Below are 16,988 nucleotides of genomic sequence, written 5' to 3'. Positions count from 1 at the left end.
TGACATGGATCCAGCGTGGCTCAGGGGGTACGGCTCCGCAACTCGCGGCGGAGCCCGGCCGGCCCGAAACCGGTCGGCCGTGTCCGTCACGGCAGGTCAGTCCCGGCGGCCGCCCGCACTGCGCAGCGTCTCCAGGAAACGCCGCAGCGGGGCGGCCCCGTCGCGTCTGCGGCTGCGCTGCCCCATCGTCAACCGGTAGCGCACGCCGTTCACCCGGGCGATGACGGAATCCGCCGCGATGAACCACCACTTGCGGGCGCTGACCGTGCCCACCGGGGCGCTGTCGATCTCCCGGCCGTTGCTCGTGAGCAGGGACAGCCGGCCGTCCTTGACGACCACCTGACCAGCCCTGGTCAGCGATCTGGTGAAGCGCTCGATCCTGACCCCCGACGCACTGAACTCGACGTCCGCCATCGCGGATTCGCCCCCCTTCGTCACCACTCTTGCTGTGCAGTGTGCCCCGGTACGGGCCGGATCGCCAGAGGGCCCGGAGCCCGGCCGCACGGCCGCCCGCACCGCCTGCCACAACCGCCCCGCGGGCGCCGGTGAAAGGCAGCGCTATGGACCATCAAAGTGACCGTTTGTGCAGGTGGGGTGCATATCGTGGAGGCAGGAACACCGGATCGACGGCATCGATCGACGGCATCGATCCACGGCATCGATCGACGACAACAGGAGCAGGCCCATGGACACCAGTGAGCACACCCGCGGGCACCGGGCCACGGCGACCGTGGACGTCGACCGCAGCGACCCGGAGTACCGGGCCTGGCTGAAGGAGGCCGTCCGCAAGGTCCAGGCTGACGCGAACCGCTCCGCCGACACCCATCTGCTGCGCTTCCCGCTGCCCGAGGCATGGGGCATCGACCTCTATCTCAAGGACGAGTCGACGCACCCCACCGGCAGCCTCAAACACCGCCTCGCCCGCTCGCTCTTCCTCTACGGGCTCTGCAACGGCTGGATCCGGCCCGGCAAGCCGGTCATCGAGGCCTCCAGCGGTTCGACCGCCGTGTCGGAGGCGTACTTCGCCAAGCTGATCGGCGTCCCGTTCATCGCCGTGATGCCGCGCACCACCAGCCCGGAGAAGTGCCGCCTCATCGAATTCCACGGCGGCCGATGTCACTTCGTCGACGACTCGCGCACCATGTACGAGCAGTCCGCCGCCCTCGCCGCCGAGACCGGCGGGCACTACATGGACCAGTTCACCTACGCGGAGCGCGCCACCGACTGGCGCGGCAACAACAACATCGCGGAGTCGATCTACCAGCAGCTGCGCCTGGAGCGCTACCCGGAACCCGCCTGGATCGTCGCCACCGCCGGGACCGGCGGCACCTCGGCGACCATCGCCCGCTACGTCCACTACCTCCAGCACGACACCCGCATCTGTGTGCCCGACCCGGAGAACTCCTGCTTCTTCGACGGGTGGACCCACCACGACCCGCACGCCACCAGCGACCGCGGCTCACGCATCGAGGGCATCGGCCGCCCGCGCATGGAACCCAGCTTCGTGCCCGGCGCCATCGACCGCATGATGAAGGTGCCCGACGCCGCCAGCGTCGCCGCCGTCCGGGCCCTGGAGCGCGCCATCGGCCGCAAGGCGGGCGGGTCCACCGGCACCGGACTGTGGAGCGCGTTCAAGCTGATCGCCGAGATGGTGGAGCGGGGCGAGCAGGGCAGCGTCGTCACGCTGCTGTGCGACCCGGGCGACCGCTACCTGGACAAGTACTACTCCGACGCCTGGCTGGAGGAGCAGAACCTGGACATCTCCCCGTACGCCGCCGCCATCGACGAATTCCTCGCCACCGGCACCTGGCCCTGCTGAGCACCGCGCTCCGGAGCCATCAGGGCGTCCGCGCCGCCAGCCGCGCGTCCAGCCGGCGTACGGCGTCCCGGAAGGACCGGCCCACCCCGGCCCGGCCCAGGCTCAGCACCAGCCGGAACAGCCCCGTCCCGTCGGCGGCGAAGGTCCACTGCACCCGGGTCCCGGACTCCTCCGGAGTGAGCCGCCACTCCTCCAACAGAGCCCGCAGACCAGGTGCGTTGGACTCGTCGACCCGGTAGGCGTAACAGGTGTCCGGTTCGGCGGCCACGATCGTCTCGCGGAACCGGACGCCGCCCCGCAGCCGCACCTCACGGCCCGCGCCCGCGTCGGTGGGCGCGGCCCGGGTGACGGCGGTGAACCAGGACGGCCAGGACGCGACATCCTCGGCGAGCGCGCGGTACACCACGTCGGCCGGCGCGGACACCTCGGCGGCGAACACCAGACGGAGCGGCGCCGAGTCGGCGAACTCCCGTCCCACGGTACGGAGTCGGCGTGCCATCCCGTGCACCTCCCGGCGCTCTGCGACGTGTGGTGCCGGGCACGCCCCACGGCGTGTCCGGCGGACCCGGGCGGGGCACACCCCAGGGCGTACCCGGCGGATCGGGCACACCCTAGCGGCCGGACCGTCAGTTGTCTGTACCACTGTCGGCCACCGGTCCGCGCCGTTTCTCCTCGGCCGCGGCCGCCTCGGTGATGTTGCGCGCCATCCCGCCGAACACCACCGAGTGGAAGGGCCACACGCTCCACCAGTACGCGTGGCCGGGCAGCCCGCGCGGATGGAACAGGGCGCGCTGCCCGTACACCGTGCGGCCCCGCTCGTCACGGCGCACCGACAGCTCCAGCCAGGCCAGGCCCGGCAGCCGCATCTCGGCCCGCAGCCGCAGCAGTTCGCCCGGCACGATCTCCTCCACCCGCCAGAAGTCCAGCGAGTCGCCCACCCGCAGCCGCTGGGCGTCCCGCCGGCCGCGCCGCAGCCCCACCCCGCCGACGAGCCGGTCGAGCCAGCCGCGTACCGCCCAGGCCAGCGGGAAGGAGTACCAGCCGTTCTCCCCGCCGATGCCCTCGATCACCCGCCACAGCGCCTGCGGCCCGACCGGCACCGCCAGCTCGCGCTCGTCGCGGTAGAGGCTGCCGCCCGCCCAGTCCGGGTCGGTGGGCAGCGGGTCGCTCGGCGCGCCGGGCACCGAGGCGTTGGACCAGCGGGTGTCGACCCGCGCCTCCTGGATCCGCTTCAGGGCCAGCCGCAGCGCCCGGTCGAAGCCGATGGTCCCGTCCGGCGGATCGGGGACGTACTCCTTGATGTCGTGCTCGCGGCAGACCACCTCGTGGCGCAGCGACTCCGTGAGCGGCCGGGCGATGGAGCTGGGCACCGGGGTGACCAGACCGACCCAGCGGCTGGAGAGCGTCGGGGTGAGCACCGGCACGGGCAGGATCAGCCGCCGCCGCAGCCCGGCCACCCGGGCGTAGCGCTGCATCATGTCCCGGTACGTCATCACGTCCGGGCCGCCGATGTCGAAGGCCCGGTTCACCTCGTCGGGCAGCGCCGCGCATCCCACCAGATAGCGGACCACGTCCCGTACGGCCACCGGTTGGATCCGGGTCCGTACCCAGCTCGGGGTGATCATCAGCGGCAGCCGCTCGGTGAGATACCGCAGCATCTCGAACGAGGCGGACCCCGAACCGATGACGATCGCCGCACGCAGCACCGCCGTCGGCACCCCGGAGTCCAGCAGGATGTGCCCCACCTCGGCCCGCGACCGCAGATGCGGCGACAGACTCCTCTCCGGCACCCCGGCCGGGGTCAGCCCGCCCAGATAGACGATCCGGCGCACCCCGGCCGCCCGCGCCTGCTCGCCGAAGGTCCGGGCCGCCCTGCGGTCGGTCTCCTCGAAGTCCGCACCGGAACCGAGCGCGTGCACCAGGTAGTACGCCACGTCGACGTCCCGCATCGCCTCCGCCAGCGAAGCGGCGTCGGTGACATCGCCGCGCACCACCTCCACCCGGTCCGCCCAGGGGTAGTCGCGCAGCTTCCGCGGCGTTCTGGCCAGGGCGCGCACCCGGTGCCCGGAGTCGAGCAGGGCGGGCACCAGCCGGCCGCCGATGTAGCCGGTGGCCCCGGTCACCAGACAGCGCGGAGGCGAGCCGTCCGGGCGCTGGTCCGGAGCGTCGGGAAGCCTCAGCTCGCCGGAGCCGTCGTCAGAACCGTCGTCAAGATCCGTCACCTGTCCGAGTCTGGCACCGGACGGCCCGTACGACCGGTCGGGGCCTCCGTACGGCGGCATCGACGCCATCGGTACGGTGACGCCCCCGGCCCCCGACCCCCGGCCCCCGGCCCCCGACCCTCGGCCCCCGCGTCGGCTCAGCGCACCGCCGTGAGCGTCCCGCCCTCGCGCAGCGACGCCGTCAGCTCCACGTCGGCGTCACGCGGCGCCCGCACCGCGAACGTCGGCCCGCCCGCCGCGCCCCGCACCGCCCCGCTCGCCTCGATCCGGGTCACCGCCCGGCTCCCGGCCGCCAGGACATACCACCGCCCGGAGGCCGCCTTCCAGTGGGTGCCCGCCAGGACATGCTGACCGAACCTGCTGCACAGGGCCGTGTCGTCGCGGTCGGCGACCACCGCGGCCGGATCCGTCGGCGAGGCGGCCGGCCCGAGGAACTGGACCAGGACCCGGCCGGGGCCCCGCCAGGTGTCGGCCCGGGTGCACAGCCAATCGGCCGACGCCCCGCCCTCGGGCAGCTTCTGCTCGGCGAAGGCCCAGTTGTTGACCGCCCGTACGCCCGAGCCGGAGAGCGCCCGCAGCGAACACGCCGTACGCGCCCAGGCGAGCAGCGCGTCCGTGCCCGTCGCCTCGCGGGGCTGCCGGGCCGGCGCGCCCCGGCCCGGCTTCGGGGTGTACGTCAGATGCGCGGGGGCCAGATCGCCCAGATCCGTCAGCAGGAACGCGTGGTTCTCCACGATCCGCTCGGAGGACCGCAGCTGAAGCACCGGCCAGGAGTCGCACCCGCCGCCCGCCGCGGGCCGGTCCACCGCGGCGGTGATCCCGTCCGGGCCCACCTCCAACGGCTTGCCCGGCGTGTCCGGCGCGAGCAGGTCCCGGGTGGTGGTCCCGTCGATCCAGGGCGCGAGCAGGAACCGGGCGCTGTCGCCCGTACGGCTGACGACGACGGCCGCACCCGTCGTCACGTCCGCGTCGTCCGTCCGCGCGAAGTCGAGGGCCGCCCCGCCGGACCCGGACAACGGCTCCGCGTACCGCACCACCCGGACCCCGCCGTCGTGGAACAGCACCACCGCCGCCCCGTCCACCTCACCGGCGAACAGCAGCCGGGGCGGCTGCGCGGGCGGCACCGCGACCGTGCCCGGTGTGGTGGACACCCGGACCGAATCCGGCGGCCCCGCCCAGGCCCGCAGCGCCCGGCCCAGCAGCCCGTCGTCGTCCGTGCGCCCGCCCCGGGCCGGCCAGGCGGTGAAGTCGACACGCGAGGTGTCCGCCCATCGCTCCGCCGCCGTCCGCATCAGCTCCGCCGGATCGAGCACCGGCGCGAACACACCCGCCGGGCTCCGGTCCTCGCCCCCGCCCCGCGCCCCCTCCTCGACGGCCACCGCCAGACCGCCCGCCACCACGCACAGCGCCGCGGCGACCGCCACCGCCCGCACCCGGTGCCTGCGCCGCAGCAGATCGCTCGGCCGGGTCTGCACCGTGCACGGGTCGAACTCTCCTGACCTGAGCATCGCCTGCGCCCCGGCCCGGTCCGGCCGCCCCAGCCGGGCCGCCCGGCGCAGCGCACCCGCCGGATCCACCACCTCCGCCTCGGCCAGCAGCGCCCGCGCCGCGCGCTCGTCGAGACCCTCCAGCAACTCCAGCGCGAACGCCGCCCGGACCGGCCCGGGCACCGTCGACAGCGCCCGGTCCAGGGTCAGTTCGTCGACGCCGCCCGCCCGGGGGAAGAGCCGCAGCCCCCACACCACCGGCACCGTCGGACGCAGCGCGGCCGGAGCCGGAAGCCGCCCGGGCCACCAGCGGGGCCGCCGCTCATGGGCCAGCGCCGCCCGCAGCACCCGCAGCCGCATCCACGCGTACGCCGCGCCCGACGGGCCCCGGTCCCGCCCCGTGCCGGGCGCGGGCTCCGCACCCGCCGGAGCGTCGGACCGGCGGGACTGGGCCGGAACGCGCGGGCCGCGCACCCTGCTCCCGGCCGGGGGCAGGGCCCGCTGGACGAGGGCGTGGGCGGCCAGGACCCGGCGGTGCCGGCCGAGCGCCGGCGGCAGGACGACGTAGGCGAGCCGCACCAGGCGGGGGTAGTGCTCCACGAGGGCGGCCTCGGCCTGCTGCACGCCCGTGCGGTCGGGGCGTACGCCGGTCAGCTGCTGCGGTTGATGGATCGGCATGAAATGGGTGCCTTCCGAGGCCGTGGCGGGATGTCATACCGACAAACGAGTCAATCGTGTGACGGTCACATCACCCGTGGCCCGGGCACTCCCGCGGGCCGCCGATGGCTCCCGCGGTCCTACCGGTCGTCGGGAGAGGCGAGCAGGGCGTCCAGGACCCTGCCGAACATCCGCCGCCCGGTGGAGGCGAGCAGCGGATCGCCCCACCGGGGCACCAGCCGCACCCGCAGTTCCTCGACCCAGACCACATGAGAACCGGAACCCGTGGGCAGCACGTCGATCGAGGCCCGGCCCAGCACCACCGACCCCCGCTTCTCCAGCCGGCAGACCCCGGCCCGGCCGCCGGCCGGCGGGGTCCACCGCACCACTTCCATCGGATCGTCGAACGCCAGCGGGCCCAGCCCCGTACGCGCCACGAAGACCGTTCCGAGCTGCGAGGGAAGCCCCGTCGGCACCGAGATCACGGTCAACGGCACCTGCGCGGCGTGCCGTTCCCAGTCGGTCACCCGGCGCCAGGCCTCGGCTGCGGGGAGAGGGGAGAAACGCTCGATCCGGAAGACGGCCACAGCCCGATCCTAGAGCCTGCCCGCGAACTGCCGCCTGCCGAACGGAACCGGCGGGACCCGCGTCAGCCCTCGGTGACGGGCGCGGCCTCCGCGGGATCGTCGCCCGCCACCAGCAGCCCCGGCAGATGCTCGCCGATCTCCGCGCGCGTCTCCGGCGCCAGGCCCGCGTCCGTGACGAACGTGTCGACCTCGTCCAGCGCGGCGAAGGAACTCAGACCCACCGTGCCCCACTTGGTGTGATCGGCCACGACCACGATCCGGCGCGCCGCCCGGACGAAACGGCGGTTGGTCTCCGCCTCCGCCAGATTGGGCGTGGAGAGCCCGGCCTCGGCCGAGATCCCGTGCACGCCGAGGAAGAGCACATCGAAGTGGAGGGAGTCGATGGCCCGGTCCGCGACCGGCCCCACCAGCGAGTCCGAGGGCGTGCGCACCCCGCCCGTCAGCACCACCGTCGCCGCCCCGGGCCGCGCGCCCCGCCCTCCGGCCGGACGCTGCGCGTCGTGGAACACGTCCGCCACCCGCACCGAGTTGGTCACCACCGTCAGATCCGGCACGTCCAGCAGATGCCGGGCCAGCGCGAAGGTCGTCGTCCCGCCCGAGAGCGCGATGGCGCTGCCCGGCACCGCCAACGCCGCCGCCGTCCGTGCGATGTCCTCCTTGGCGCTCAGCTCCAGCGCCGACTTCGCCTCGAACCCGGGCTCGTGCGTACTCGCCTCGACGACCGGGACCGCACCGCCGTGGACCTTCTCGATGACGCCCTGGCGGGCCAGCGCGTCCAGATCCCGGCGGATCGTCATGTCGGAGACGTTCAGCTTGCGGGTCAGCTCGTTGACCCGGACCCCGCCACGCCTGCGTACCTCGTCGAGGATCAGCGCACGGCGCTGCTCCGCGAGCAGGTTCTGATTCTCGCTCAACGCCGGGTCCGGTCCTTCCCTCTGCCGTACGGTCCGCAGCGGCCCGCGGGACACGCTCATCCTGCCACGCAGGCATGTCCGGCGTATCACCTGGGGAGATTCCGTGAGACCGCTCACGCACCCGCCCCCTGCCCGGAATCCTGGGGACCGTCCGGCGGGTCACCACGCCCGGAGCGCACGGCGTCCCGGCCCCGCCCCACCCGTTCCCGCGCACGTCGTCGCCGGCCACGAGGCCGGCACGCCCGAGAGAGAGTCCCGCCTTGGCTCCTGCCGCCCCGCCCCCGCCGCCACCCGCCGCCCCGTCACCGCAGCACACCGGGACCGCGCTGGAACTGCTCGTCCACGGCGTCGGCGGCGCCACCCCGCAGGAGATGCTGGGCGACCCCCGTACCGTCCGGGTCACCGGCGACGCGACCGCCGCCGTCTACCGGCGCACCGAGGACGCCCACGGCGAGAAGCACCCCGAGCGCTACCGGGACGAGCCCGTCGCCGAGGCGTACTGCTGGTCCGGCCTCACCTCCGGCAACGGCTCCCGCGCCCTGTGGCTGCTGCTCCTGCCGTTCATGGTGGTCAACCTCGCCCACTGGATGCGCCCCACCGCCACCGGCCGCACCCGCGCGGTCCGGCTGTACGGCGTCCTGGTGCGGCTCGTCGCGCTCAGCCTCACGGTGCTGCTCACGGCGGCCGCCTGCGAAGTCGCCCTCGACCTGCTGGCCTGGCAGTGCGCGGGCGCCGAGGCCTGCGCCGAACGCCGTTCCTGGCTCGGCTTCCTGTCGGCCCATCAGGGCGGCTGGTGGTCCCAGCCCGGCCGCCGCCTCGCTCTGGCGGCCCTGGTGCCCGCGGCCCTGGTGGGGCTCCTGTGGTATCTCTCCAACCGGACCTGGAGCGCGTACGAGGCCCAACGCCCCCTGGACGGCGGGGAAATCGACGCGTACGACCCCGACGGATCGCAGGAGGCCCACGGCCCCGGCGCCCCCGACCCGGACGCGGACGGAGCTCCGCGGCCGCCCGCCCCGGTCCGCCCCGCGCTCGGCAGGCCCGGCTTCTGGTACGGCCGCCGGCTCGTCGCGCGGCTCCGCGCCGCCCACACCGCGGCCGGGTTCCTGACCGTCGCCGCGGCCGTCGCCGGAGCCGCCGCACGCCACGACCGGAGCGCCGGAGGACCGGTGCCGCAGTTCCTCGGCGCGGCCGTCGAGGGCGGCATCGCCCTGTGCGCGCTCGTCGTCGTCTGGGTCGTCTGCCGACGGGGCCGCAGCGAACGCACCCGCGACACCCGGCTGGACGCCGCCCTCATCACCTGTCTGCCCGGCTCCGCGCTCGCCCTGCTCGTGCTCTCCGTCCTGTTCGCGTCCTGGTCGCGCCCGGACTGGCAGTCCTCCGGCAGCCTGCCCGGCGAGGCCACCTTCCGGCTCCTCGCCCTCGGCCAGGGCGTCCTCGTCGTGGTCCTCGCCGTGGTCGCCCGGGGCCTCTACCGGCGCACCCCCGAACCCCGCACCATCCTGTACGGGCTCGGCGGCCCCGCGGTCGCGATGCTCGCCTGCGCCCTCGGCGGCGTGATGACCGGCGGCGTCGCCCAGCGCGTCGCCGACTGGCTCGACGGGTCCGGGACCCCGGGCATGGGCCACGGCACCGACATCGCCGGACCACCGGTCCTGCTCAGCTGGCAGGCCTCCGTCATCCCGGTGCTCCTGCTGCTCCTGCTCGTCCCCGTCCTGGTGCTGGTCGTCCGCACCGCGCGCACCGCCCGCCGGCTGGGCCCGGTCATCGAGGCGGAGTACGCCCCCGAAGCTCCCGACGAGGGCCGTACCCGCCGCATCGCCCGGATCCGCGCGACCGCCGCCCTCACCGACTCCGCGCCCTGGATCGTCGGCGTGGTCTCCGCCGCCACCCTGCTGCTCGGGGCGGGCGCGATCGCCGGCTCCTGGCGCAGCGACCAGGTGCCGGGCCGGGCCGCCGACGGGAGCGGGCCGCTCCTCGAATCGTTGGCCGAGGCCGCGCAGTCGACCGGCTCCTGGCTGATCGGCTTCGGCTTCATACTGTTCGTCGCCGGTGGCCGCCGCGCCTACAAGGACGCGTCGGCCCGCCGCACCATCGGCATCCTCTGGGACGTGGGCACCTTCTGGCCGCGCGCCGCCCACCCCTTCGCGCCGCCGTGCTACGCCGAGCGCGCCGTCCCCGACCTCGCCTCCCGGATGTCCGCCTGGACGACCACCACGCCCCGCGGCCGGCTGGTCATCTCGGGCCACTCGCAGGGCAGTGTGCTCGCCGCGTCCGCCGTCTGGCAGCTGCCCGACGCGACCCGCCGCCGGGTCGCGCTGCTCACCTACGGCTCGCCCCTGGAGCGGCTGTACGGGCGGTGGTTCCCGGCCTACTTCGGCCCCGAGCCGCTGCTCGGGCTGCACCGCTCGGTGCACTGCTGGCGCAATCTGTGGCGGGCCACCGACCCGATCGGCGGCCCCGTCCGGATCTGCGCCGACCCCGACCCGGGCGTCGACCGGGGCCCGCTCAAGGACCCGCTGGCCTACGGGCGGACCACGAAGCTCCCGCTGCCCGAGCCGATCCTCGGCCACTCCGACTACCAGGCCGACCCGGTCTTCGCCGAGGAGCGGGCCGCCCTCCTCGACGAACTGGGCCCGCTGGTGCCCCGGCAGACCGGGAGCGAGCCGTTCCGGCCGGGGGAGGGGCTTCAGAAGGGCAGCTCGGGGAGGTCCTCCGGATAGAGCAGCGTCAGGTCGTCCGTGCTCGTCTCGGCGAGCTGGGCGACCCGGCCCGCGTGCCGCTCCACCATCGACTCGAAGGTCTGCCGGGCGGTGCGGCCGTTACCGAAGGCGGGGCCCTTGGGGAGCTCGGTGAAGTACTTCAGCAGCGCCTCCCCGGTGCCCTCCGCCAGGCTGTACTCGTGCTCGTCGGCCTGCTGCTCGACGATCCGCAGCAGCTCCTCGGGAAGGTAGTCGCTGAAGGTGATGGTCCGGGAGAACCGCGAGGCCACCCCGGGGTTGACGGTGAGGAACCGCTCCATCTCATGGGTGTAGCCCGCGACGATCACCACCACCGCGTCCCGGTGGTCCTCCATCAGCTTCACCAGGGTGTCGATGGCCTCCCGCCCGAAGTCCCGGCCGGAATCCTCGGGGGAGAGGGCGTACGCCTCGTCGACGAACAGCACCCCGCCGCGCGCCCGGTCGAACGCCTCCTGGGTCCGGATCGCCGTCGAGCCGATGTGCTCGCCGACCAGGTCGACCCGGGACACCTCGACCAGATGACCGCGCTCCAGCACCCCGAGCGAGGCCAGGATCTCCCCGTAGAGCCGGGCGACCGTGGTCTTGCCCGTACCGGGGGAGCCGGTGAAGACGAGATGGCGGCGGACGGACGCGGCCTTGAGCCCGGCCTGCTGCCGGCGGCGGCCCACCTCGATCATGTCGGTGAGCGCCCGCACCTCGCGCTTGACGCTCTCCAGGCCCACCAGCGCGTCCAGTTCGCCGAGGACCGCCGAGGAGTCCCGGGCGGGCTCCGCCGGGGCGACCGGTTCCGCGGCGGGCTCGACGGCGCGCTGTCCGGGCAGTGTCCCCAGCAGACCGGGCGTCGACTGGGTCGCCGTCAGCACGGGCGGCGGGGCCGGAGCCGTCCGCAGACCGCTCTCGTCGCTCGTGCAGTCCTCGGCCACCGGCCCGGTCCCGCCACCGCTGTCGCCCTCGGGGAACTCGTAACCGCCCCGCGCGCACCGCTCCGTACGGCAGCGGGTGAGCGTGGTGCGGCAGCCGTCCATGACATGGAAGCCGTAGCCCTCGCTGCCCGTCACCCGGCAGCTGTCGAAGGTGCCGCGGCCCTCGGCCGAGACGTAGAACCCGGCCTCGGCGGGCGAGGTGACCGTGCAGCGCTCGATCGTGGGATCCGCACCCTTGGTGACGATGACACCGGTCTGCGCCGTGTCGATGGTGCAGTTGTTCAGCGTGCCGCCGCTGCCGTGGTCGCGGAACCAGGCGCCCGTGGACGCCTCCCGGATCCGGCAGTCGTCCAGCTGGGCGGTGGCCCCGTCGCTCACGGAGACGGCGGTGTTACGGATCTGGGAGAGGTCGCTGTCCACCACATCGGCGCGCGAACCCCGGTCGAGGACGAACAGCGCGTCGGGCACGTCGTGCACCCGGCAGGCGTCCAGTATCACCGTCGCGCCGTCGCTGACCCAGACCGCCGGATAGTCGCCGGTGCTGTCGTGGATCTCGCACTGGTTGGCGTCGACCCGGGTCCCCGGATCCCAGACCGAGAGCCCGTTGCGGCCGAAGCGGCGGACCGTGGAGCGGGTCAGCGTGAGCACCGAACGCGACCGCAGATCAACGGCGTTCTCCGGAATGTCGTGGATGTCGCAGTCGGCGAGCGTCAGCACCGCGTCGGTGTCCAGCGTGACCCCGTCCGCCGAGGTGCGGTGCACGGTGCAGTCGGTGAGATGGGCCGAGGCGCGGGCGGTGACCTGGATGCCGCTGCCCTTGATCTCGTACACCTCGCAGCCGAACGCCTCCAGGCCGCTGCCCTCGCCGGTGACGCCGATGCCCGCGCCGGACGCGTGGTGGATCCGGCAGCGGTCCAGGCGCGGACGGCCCCCGTCGCGGACCGAGATCCCGGACTGGCCGGCCGAGACGATCTCGCACTCCTCGAACACACCGCCCGCACCGTCCAGCACGGCGATGCCGACGCCGGCCGGATTGTCGACCGTGCAGCGGCGCACGGTGGGCCGGGCCGCGCCGCGCGCCTCGATGCCCGCGGCGGACCGCGTCACGATCCGCAGGTCCGTCAGCTCCGCCGTGCCGTCCTCGACCAGCAGCGCCGGGGCCGTCGAGTCCTGGCCCTCGATGTGCAGCCCCTGGACCACCGCGGAGGCGCGCACGGTCAGCGGTACGCCGTCGACCGGCGCGATCCGCACGGAACCGACCGAGCCCTCGGGGCCGCGCAGCGTCACCGCGCGGTGGACGACGAGGTTCTCCCGGTAGGTCCCGGGCGCGACGGTGAGGACGTCACCGTCGGCTGCCGCCTCCAGGGCCGCGGAGAGTGAGGCGTACTCGCCCGTGCGGCGGCGCCATCGCGATGTTCCGGTGTGCGTCACCTGGACCGTGCCCTGTGCCATGGAGTTGCTCTGCCCCCACCTCGTGCTGTGCGCTGCCTCGGGTCCGTCCGTCGCCGGGGAGGCGGACGGGGTCGGACCACCGTAGCGCGCGTGAGGGGCGGGAGTTGACGAGTCGGCCCCGCGGAGCGATGTCGCCGGAGGCCGGCTCCGGTCATCTCCGGTCGGGTCCCGTCGTCTCCGCTCGTCCCCGGTCGGGGGAGGGGCCGCGTTCAGCCGCTCGTTCCCGCCCTGCCCCAGTCCGGACCGGCCGCGGCCCACTCCCGGTCCAGCCGCGCGTACCGCCGCCGCACCATGCGTCCTACGGTCAGCCGGCGGCCCGCCTCGACGCATCCGGCGGCGAGCAGGAACGTACCGACGCCGGCCAGCACCGCGTGGGTCCGGGCGGTGCGCCCGTCCATCGGCGGCGGAACCGGGAAACCGGTCGCGTCCGTCCAGATCCGCACCGAGGACCCCGGAGGCCCGGGCCGTGCCGAGGCGGCCACCTCGCCGGTGCGCGGACTGCCGTCCGGGGCCTGCCACGAGGCCACCACCCAGGTGTGCGCGGCCCGTTCGGAGCCGCCCTCCGGATCACCGGCGTACCGCTCCGGCTCCGGGAGCCGGCCCACCACGACCGCGTCGACGGGGTGGCGCTCCGCGTGCTGGGCGCGCACCGAACGCTGGAGTGAGGCGTCGGCGAACGCTCCGCCCGCCCAGCCCGCGGCCGGGGCGGCGACCAGGAGGAGCAGCAGCGCGCCGAGCGCCACCCGGGCCTCGCGGCGGTCGGTGGCACGGCGCAGCGGACTGGCCCGCCCGCGCAGCAGTGCCCACAGCACCCACACGCCCGCGCCCCCTCCCCCTTCGCGCGCCTCGGACGGCGATGTTATCGATCGAGGATCCGGACGGGATCCCCGACCCTGATCACTCCCGTCCCCTCGGGGATCAGGTTCTGGCCGAAGACCAGCTGCTTGCCGAACCGGCGGTGGCGGGCCAGCGTGAGCAGCGGCTCCCTGCCCCGCTCGGCGGTGCGCTGGTCGGTCGTCGTGATCACACAGCGGCCGCAGGGCTTGGCCACCGTGAAGACGACCTCGCCGATCGCGATCCGCCGCCAGCCGTCCTCCGCCCAGGCCTCGGTCCCGTCGATCACCACATTGGGCCGGAAGCGGTCCATCGGCAGCGGACCCTCCTCGGGCCGGTTGCCCTCGGCGACCAGGGCGTTGAGGGCGTCGAGCGAGGCCGTGGCGGTCAGCAGCAGCGGGTAGCCGTCGGCGAAGGAGACCATGTCGCCGGGCCGGCCGAAGAGCGGATCGACGGGCCTGCGGTGCGCGGGATCGTCGAGATGCACGAGCCGGACCTCCGTGCCGAGGACCGTGCTCAGCCAGTCGTGCGCGTCACCCGGCGCCTCCGCCACCTCCAGCGTGTCCCGGTGCAACTCCACGGTGAGCGTCCGGCCCGGCTCCGGCACCGCCACCCGCAAGGGCGGGTGGCCCGGTGCGGACAGGGCCACGCCGCCGCCCGGCAGCACCTCGGCCGAGATCCGCGCCATGGACGGCTGCTGACGCTGCGTGACGGCCCTGGACGCCTTGTCGACCAGCATCCAGCGGCGGTCGCCGTCGAGTCCCCATGGCTCGACGGCGACCGTGTCGCGGGCGCGCGAGGCGAGCGACTTGACCGGATAGAGGTGGGCGGACCGGAGCACGGGAAAGCTCATGCGCCCATCCTGCCAGCACCTTCCGGACTCCGTAGGCGTGGTTTTCCGGGGCGCCGACCGCACACCCGAGTCCCCTGGATGTGGGCGGATCGCCCCGGTGCGTCCCCCGGCGCACCTCGCCCTGCCGGAGTCGCGGGTCAGTACCCCCGGCTCTGGTACGGCCGGTTGTACGGGTCCTCGTACGGCGACTGCGCCGGCGCGGGCCGCGGCGAGGCCGGGCGCATCGCCTCGTACCCGGTGGCGGGCGCGGGCCGCTGCGGCTGGGGCTGCTGCGGGTAGCCGCGGACCGCCGAGGGCTGCTGCGGGATGTACGGCGCGGGCGCGTGCTGCAGTTGGGCCGACTGCATCGGCGCCTGCTGCATCGGAGCCTGCTGGTACTGCGGCATCGGCTGCTGCTGCGGGTAGCCGTAGGAGCCGGACTGCTGCGACGGGGCCGCGGGCAGTGCCGGCAGCGCGGACGGCAGCGCGGGCAGGTAGCTGTTGCCGGTGTCATAGGCGGCCGGCACACGGATGGGAGCGATCTGCGGGGTTCCCCGCTCCGCGACCAAGGAGTCGTAGATCGGAGTGTCGGGGAACGACGCGGCGTAGTAGCCGCCGCCGAAGGTGGAGCGGGGGGACGTCATGCCACCTAAGTTAAGCCCACGATGAGCTGGATGGGGAGCCCCAATCTTTGGGTTATCCGTTTTACGTTGGTTCTGTGCGCCCGGCTCGCCAAAACAACGTTAAAGCCTTCGTTAACGGCAGAGGTCTTTCCGCCGGTCGCCCCGGCCCCCACCGCCCGGGCGGGGCCCGAGCGGACGGGCGTCCGTGACCTCGCCGAAGGGGAGTTCTTTCGATCATCGTCCGGCGGCCCGAATTCCCGGCAGCCCTCGTCTCTCCGTGAAATGCCGTATCGCCTCGGTGTGCAACGCGGTCCCGTGCGGTCTGTCCTCCGGCCATCGCACTCCGTTTCCTGGAAAGGGAAGTGACGGATCATCACGCGATGTCGCCGCGGAAGCCGAGTCGGCGCGGCAAGATCCGCGGCGGATCCCGGGGTGGGCGCGGCGCTTCGCGCGGGAGGCGGGGGATTAAGTTGTGGGGAAGGCCTGCGGGCAGCCGGACTCGTGATGGGGGCGACCATGACCATGCAAAAAGGAACCAACGTTCCGGTGCCGGCCGGCACCGTGCGCGTCGCGGTGGGGTGGCACACCGCACCCGGCACGCCGGACGTCGACGCCTCCGGGCTCCTGCTGGTGGCGGGCAAGGTCCGCAGCGACGCGGACTTCGTCTTCTACAACCAGCCGGCCCACGCGTCCGGCGCGGTCCGGCACGAGGGCAAGCAGACCGCGGCCGACCGCGTCACCGACACCCTCCTCGTCGACTTCGGCAAGGTCGAGCCCGGGATCGAGCGCATCGTCGTCGCGGCCTCGGCGGACGGCGGGACCTTCGGCCGGGTGAGCGGACTCTCCGTACGGGTCACGGACGCGGCGAACGGCGCCGAGCTGGCCCGCTTCGACAGCACGGACGCCACGGTCGAGACCGCCTTCATCCTCGGTGAGCTGTATCTGCGCCAGGGTGCCTGGAAGTTCCGCGCGGTCGGGCAGGGCTACAGCACCGGCCTCGAAGGCCTGGCGACGGACTTCGGCATCTCCGTGGACGAACCGCAGCAGGCCGCCCCCGCCCCGACCGCCGCACCCACCCCGCCCGCACCGCAGCCCCCGGCGCCCCCGGCGGCCCCTGCGCACTCATGGCCCCCCGCTCCGGCCCCCGCTCCGACGGCCCCCGCCCCGGTCGCCCCCGCGCCGCCGGCGCCTCCCGCGCCCATGCCGCCGGCCCCGCCCGCCCCGGCCCCCGTACGCCTGACCAAGGTGACGCTGACCAAGAGCGCGCCCTCCGTCTCGCTCGCCAAGCAGGGCGGCACCTCCGGCGCGCTGCGCGTCAACCTCAACTGGGAGGTCCGCAAGCAGTTCAAGGGCTGGGGAGCGAAGCTCGGCCGGGCCGTCGCCATGCACGCCGATCTCGACCTCGACCTCTGCGCCCTGTACGAGCTCGCCGACGGCCGCAAGGGAGTGGTGCAGGCCCTCGGCAACGCCTTCGGCTCACTGCGCCAGCCGCCCTTCATCCACCTCGACGGCGACGACCGCACCGGCGCGGTCTCCACCGGCGAGAACATGACCATCAACCTCGACCACAAGGACCTGCTGCGGCGCGTCCTGATCTTCGTCACCATCTACGAAGGCGCCCGGAGCTTCGCCGACCTCCACGCCACCGTCACCCTCCAGCCGCAGAACGGCGCACCCATCGACTTCTCCCTCGACGAGTGCACCGTGCCCTCCACCGTCTGCGCCCTGGCCCTGATCACCAACAACGGCGGCGACCTCACCGTCCAGCGCGAGGCCCGCTACCTCGTCCCGGACCGGGGCGTCAGCCCCCAGCGCACCATCGACGCCGCCTACGGCTGGGGCATGAACTGGACGCCCGGCCGCAAGTGACCCGCCCTCGCCGCGCCCCTGCCGGCCGCCC

General features: G+C 74.3%; 13 protein-coding genes. 3 read left to right on the top strand and 10 right to left on the bottom strand.

The window, feature by feature from the left end; all coding sequences use genetic code 11:
• Positions 1-96: 96 nt before the first annotated feature.
• Positions 97-414 (bottom strand): hypothetical protein, encoded by a 318-nt coding sequence (locus tag KV381_RS02180; RefSeq protein ID WP_030083549.1) that lies wholly within the window; start codon positions 412-414, stop codon positions 97-99.
• A 271-nt stretch (positions 415-685) separates the two neighbouring features.
• Between KV381_RS02180 and KV381_RS02175 the strand changes: the two genes are divergently transcribed.
• Entirely contained in the window at positions 686-1,819 is a 1,134-nt protein-coding gene (locus tag KV381_RS02175) for a PLP-dependent cysteine synthase family protein (protein ID WP_030634342.1), read from the top strand.
• A gap of 19 nt (positions 1,820-1,838) precedes the next feature.
• On the opposite strand, the gene KV381_RS02170 is transcribed toward KV381_RS02175, so the two are convergent.
• The 5 genes from KV381_RS02170 to KV381_RS02150 form a co-directional block, all read right to left on the bottom strand.
• Positions 1,839-2,318, bottom strand: coding sequence for an SRPBCC family protein (locus KV381_RS02170; protein WP_030634344.1), 480 nt, complete (start codon positions 2,316-2,318; stop codon positions 1,839-1,841).
• 127 nt (positions 2,319-2,445) lie between these two features.
• Positions 2,446-4,041: an SDR family oxidoreductase gene (locus KV381_RS02165; RefSeq protein WP_234024625.1), complete on the bottom strand. Its 1,596-nt coding sequence runs from the start codon at positions 4,039-4,041 to the stop codon at positions 2,446-2,448.
• Between the two features lie 137 nt (positions 4,042-4,178).
• Positions 4,179-6,206: a hypothetical protein gene (locus tag KV381_RS02160; RefSeq protein WP_193464171.1), complete on the bottom strand. Its 2,028-nt coding sequence runs from the start codon at positions 6,204-6,206 to the stop codon at positions 4,179-4,181.
• Between the two features lie 119 nt (positions 6,207-6,325).
• Positions 6,326-6,772: an SRPBCC family protein gene (locus KV381_RS02155; RefSeq protein ID WP_030083542.1), complete on the bottom strand. Its 447-nt coding sequence runs from the start codon at positions 6,770-6,772 to the stop codon at positions 6,326-6,328.
• Positions 6,773-6,834: 62 nt separating this feature from the next.
• Complete coding sequence (locus tag KV381_RS02150) at positions 6,835-7,686, bottom strand: DeoR/GlpR family DNA-binding transcription regulator (protein WP_030083541.1); 852 nt, start codon at positions 7,684-7,686, stop codon at positions 6,835-6,837.
• 260 nt (positions 7,687-7,946) lie between these two features.
• Here KV381_RS02150 and KV381_RS02145 point away from each other — a divergent pair, with 260 nt between their 5' ends.
• Positions 7,947-10,406 carry a hypothetical protein gene (locus KV381_RS02145; protein WP_193464172.1) on the top strand — a complete coding sequence of 820 codons (2,460 nt, stop codon included), beginning with the start codon at positions 7,947-7,949 and terminating at the stop codon, positions 10,404-10,406.
• On the opposite strand, the gene KV381_RS02140 is transcribed toward KV381_RS02145, so the two are convergent.
• The 4 genes from KV381_RS02140 to KV381_RS02125 all read right to left on the bottom strand — a co-directional run bounded on the left by KV381_RS02140 (position 10,373) and on the right by KV381_RS02125 (position 15,109).
• The gene (locus KV381_RS02140; RefSeq protein WP_030083538.1) at positions 10,373-12,799 is read right to left on the bottom strand and encodes a right-handed parallel beta-helix repeat-containing protein; all 2,427 of its coding nucleotides are present in this window, start codon (positions 12,797-12,799) and stop codon (positions 10,373-10,375) included. The genes KV381_RS02145 and KV381_RS02140 overlap by 34 nt on opposite strands.
• Before the next feature lie 209 nt (positions 12,800-13,008).
• On the bottom strand, positions 13,009-13,617 hold the full coding sequence (locus KV381_RS02135) for a hypothetical protein (RefSeq protein WP_030083536.1): 609 nt from the start codon (positions 13,615-13,617) through the stop codon (positions 13,009-13,011).
• A 41-nt stretch (positions 13,618-13,658) separates the two neighbouring features.
• The gene (locus KV381_RS02130; RefSeq protein ID WP_193464173.1) at positions 13,659-14,486 is read right to left on the bottom strand and encodes an MOSC domain-containing protein; all 828 of its coding nucleotides are present in this window, start codon (positions 14,484-14,486) and stop codon (positions 13,659-13,661) included.
• Positions 14,487-14,623: 137 nt separating this feature from the next.
• Complete coding sequence (locus KV381_RS02125; protein WP_030083532.1) at positions 14,624-15,109, bottom strand: DUF6643 family protein; 486 nt, start codon at positions 15,107-15,109, stop codon at positions 14,624-14,626.
• A 483-nt stretch (positions 15,110-15,592) separates the two neighbouring features.
• Here KV381_RS02125 and KV381_RS02120 point away from each other — a divergent pair, with 483 nt between their 5' ends.
• The gene (locus KV381_RS02120; protein WP_193464174.1) at positions 15,593-16,957 is read left to right on the top strand and encodes a TerD family protein; all 1,365 of its coding nucleotides are present in this window, start codon (positions 15,593-15,595) and stop codon (positions 16,955-16,957) included.
• The last annotated feature ends 31 nt before the right edge of the window (positions 16,958-16,988 follow it).

Source organism: Streptomyces sp. WY228 (assembly GCF_019287315.1).
Taxonomy (GTDB): domain Bacteria; phylum Actinomycetota; class Actinomycetes; order Streptomycetales; family Streptomycetaceae; genus Streptomyces; species Streptomyces caviscabies.
This window is presented reverse-complemented; position numbering and strand designations above follow the sequence as displayed.

What these genes read in the sequence shown, in the direction of transcription:
- KV381_RS02180 (WP_030083549.1), bottom strand. Translation starts at nt 414, where the DNA reads ATGGCGGACGTCGAGTTCAGTGCGTCGGGGGTCAGGATCGAGCGCTTC.
- KV381_RS02175 (WP_030634342.1), top strand. Translation starts at nt 686, where the DNA reads ATGGACACCAGTGAGCACACCCGCGGGCACCGGGCCACGGCGACCGTG.
- KV381_RS02170 (WP_030634344.1), bottom strand. Translation starts at nt 2,318, where the DNA reads ATGGCACGCCGACTCCGTACCGTGGGACGGGAGTTCGCCGACTCGGCG.
- KV381_RS02160 (WP_193464171.1), bottom strand. Translation starts at nt 6,206, where the DNA reads ATGCCGATCCATCAACCGCAGCAGCTGACCGGCGTACGCCCCGACCGC.
- KV381_RS02140 (WP_030083538.1), bottom strand. Translation starts at nt 12,799, where the DNA reads ATGGCACAGGGCACGGTCCAGGTGACGCACACCGGAACATCGCGATGG.
- KV381_RS02130 (WP_193464173.1), bottom strand. Translation starts at nt 14,486, where the DNA reads ATGAGCTTTCCCGTGCTCCGGTCCGCCCACCTCTATCCGGTCAAGTCG.
- KV381_RS02125 (WP_030083532.1), bottom strand. Translation starts at nt 15,109, where the DNA reads ATGACGTCCCCCCGCTCCACCTTCGGCGGCGGCTACTACGCCGCGTCG.
- KV381_RS02120 (WP_193464174.1), top strand. Translation starts at nt 15,593, where the DNA reads ATGGGGGCGACCATGACCATGCAAAAAGGAACCAACGTTCCGGTGCCG.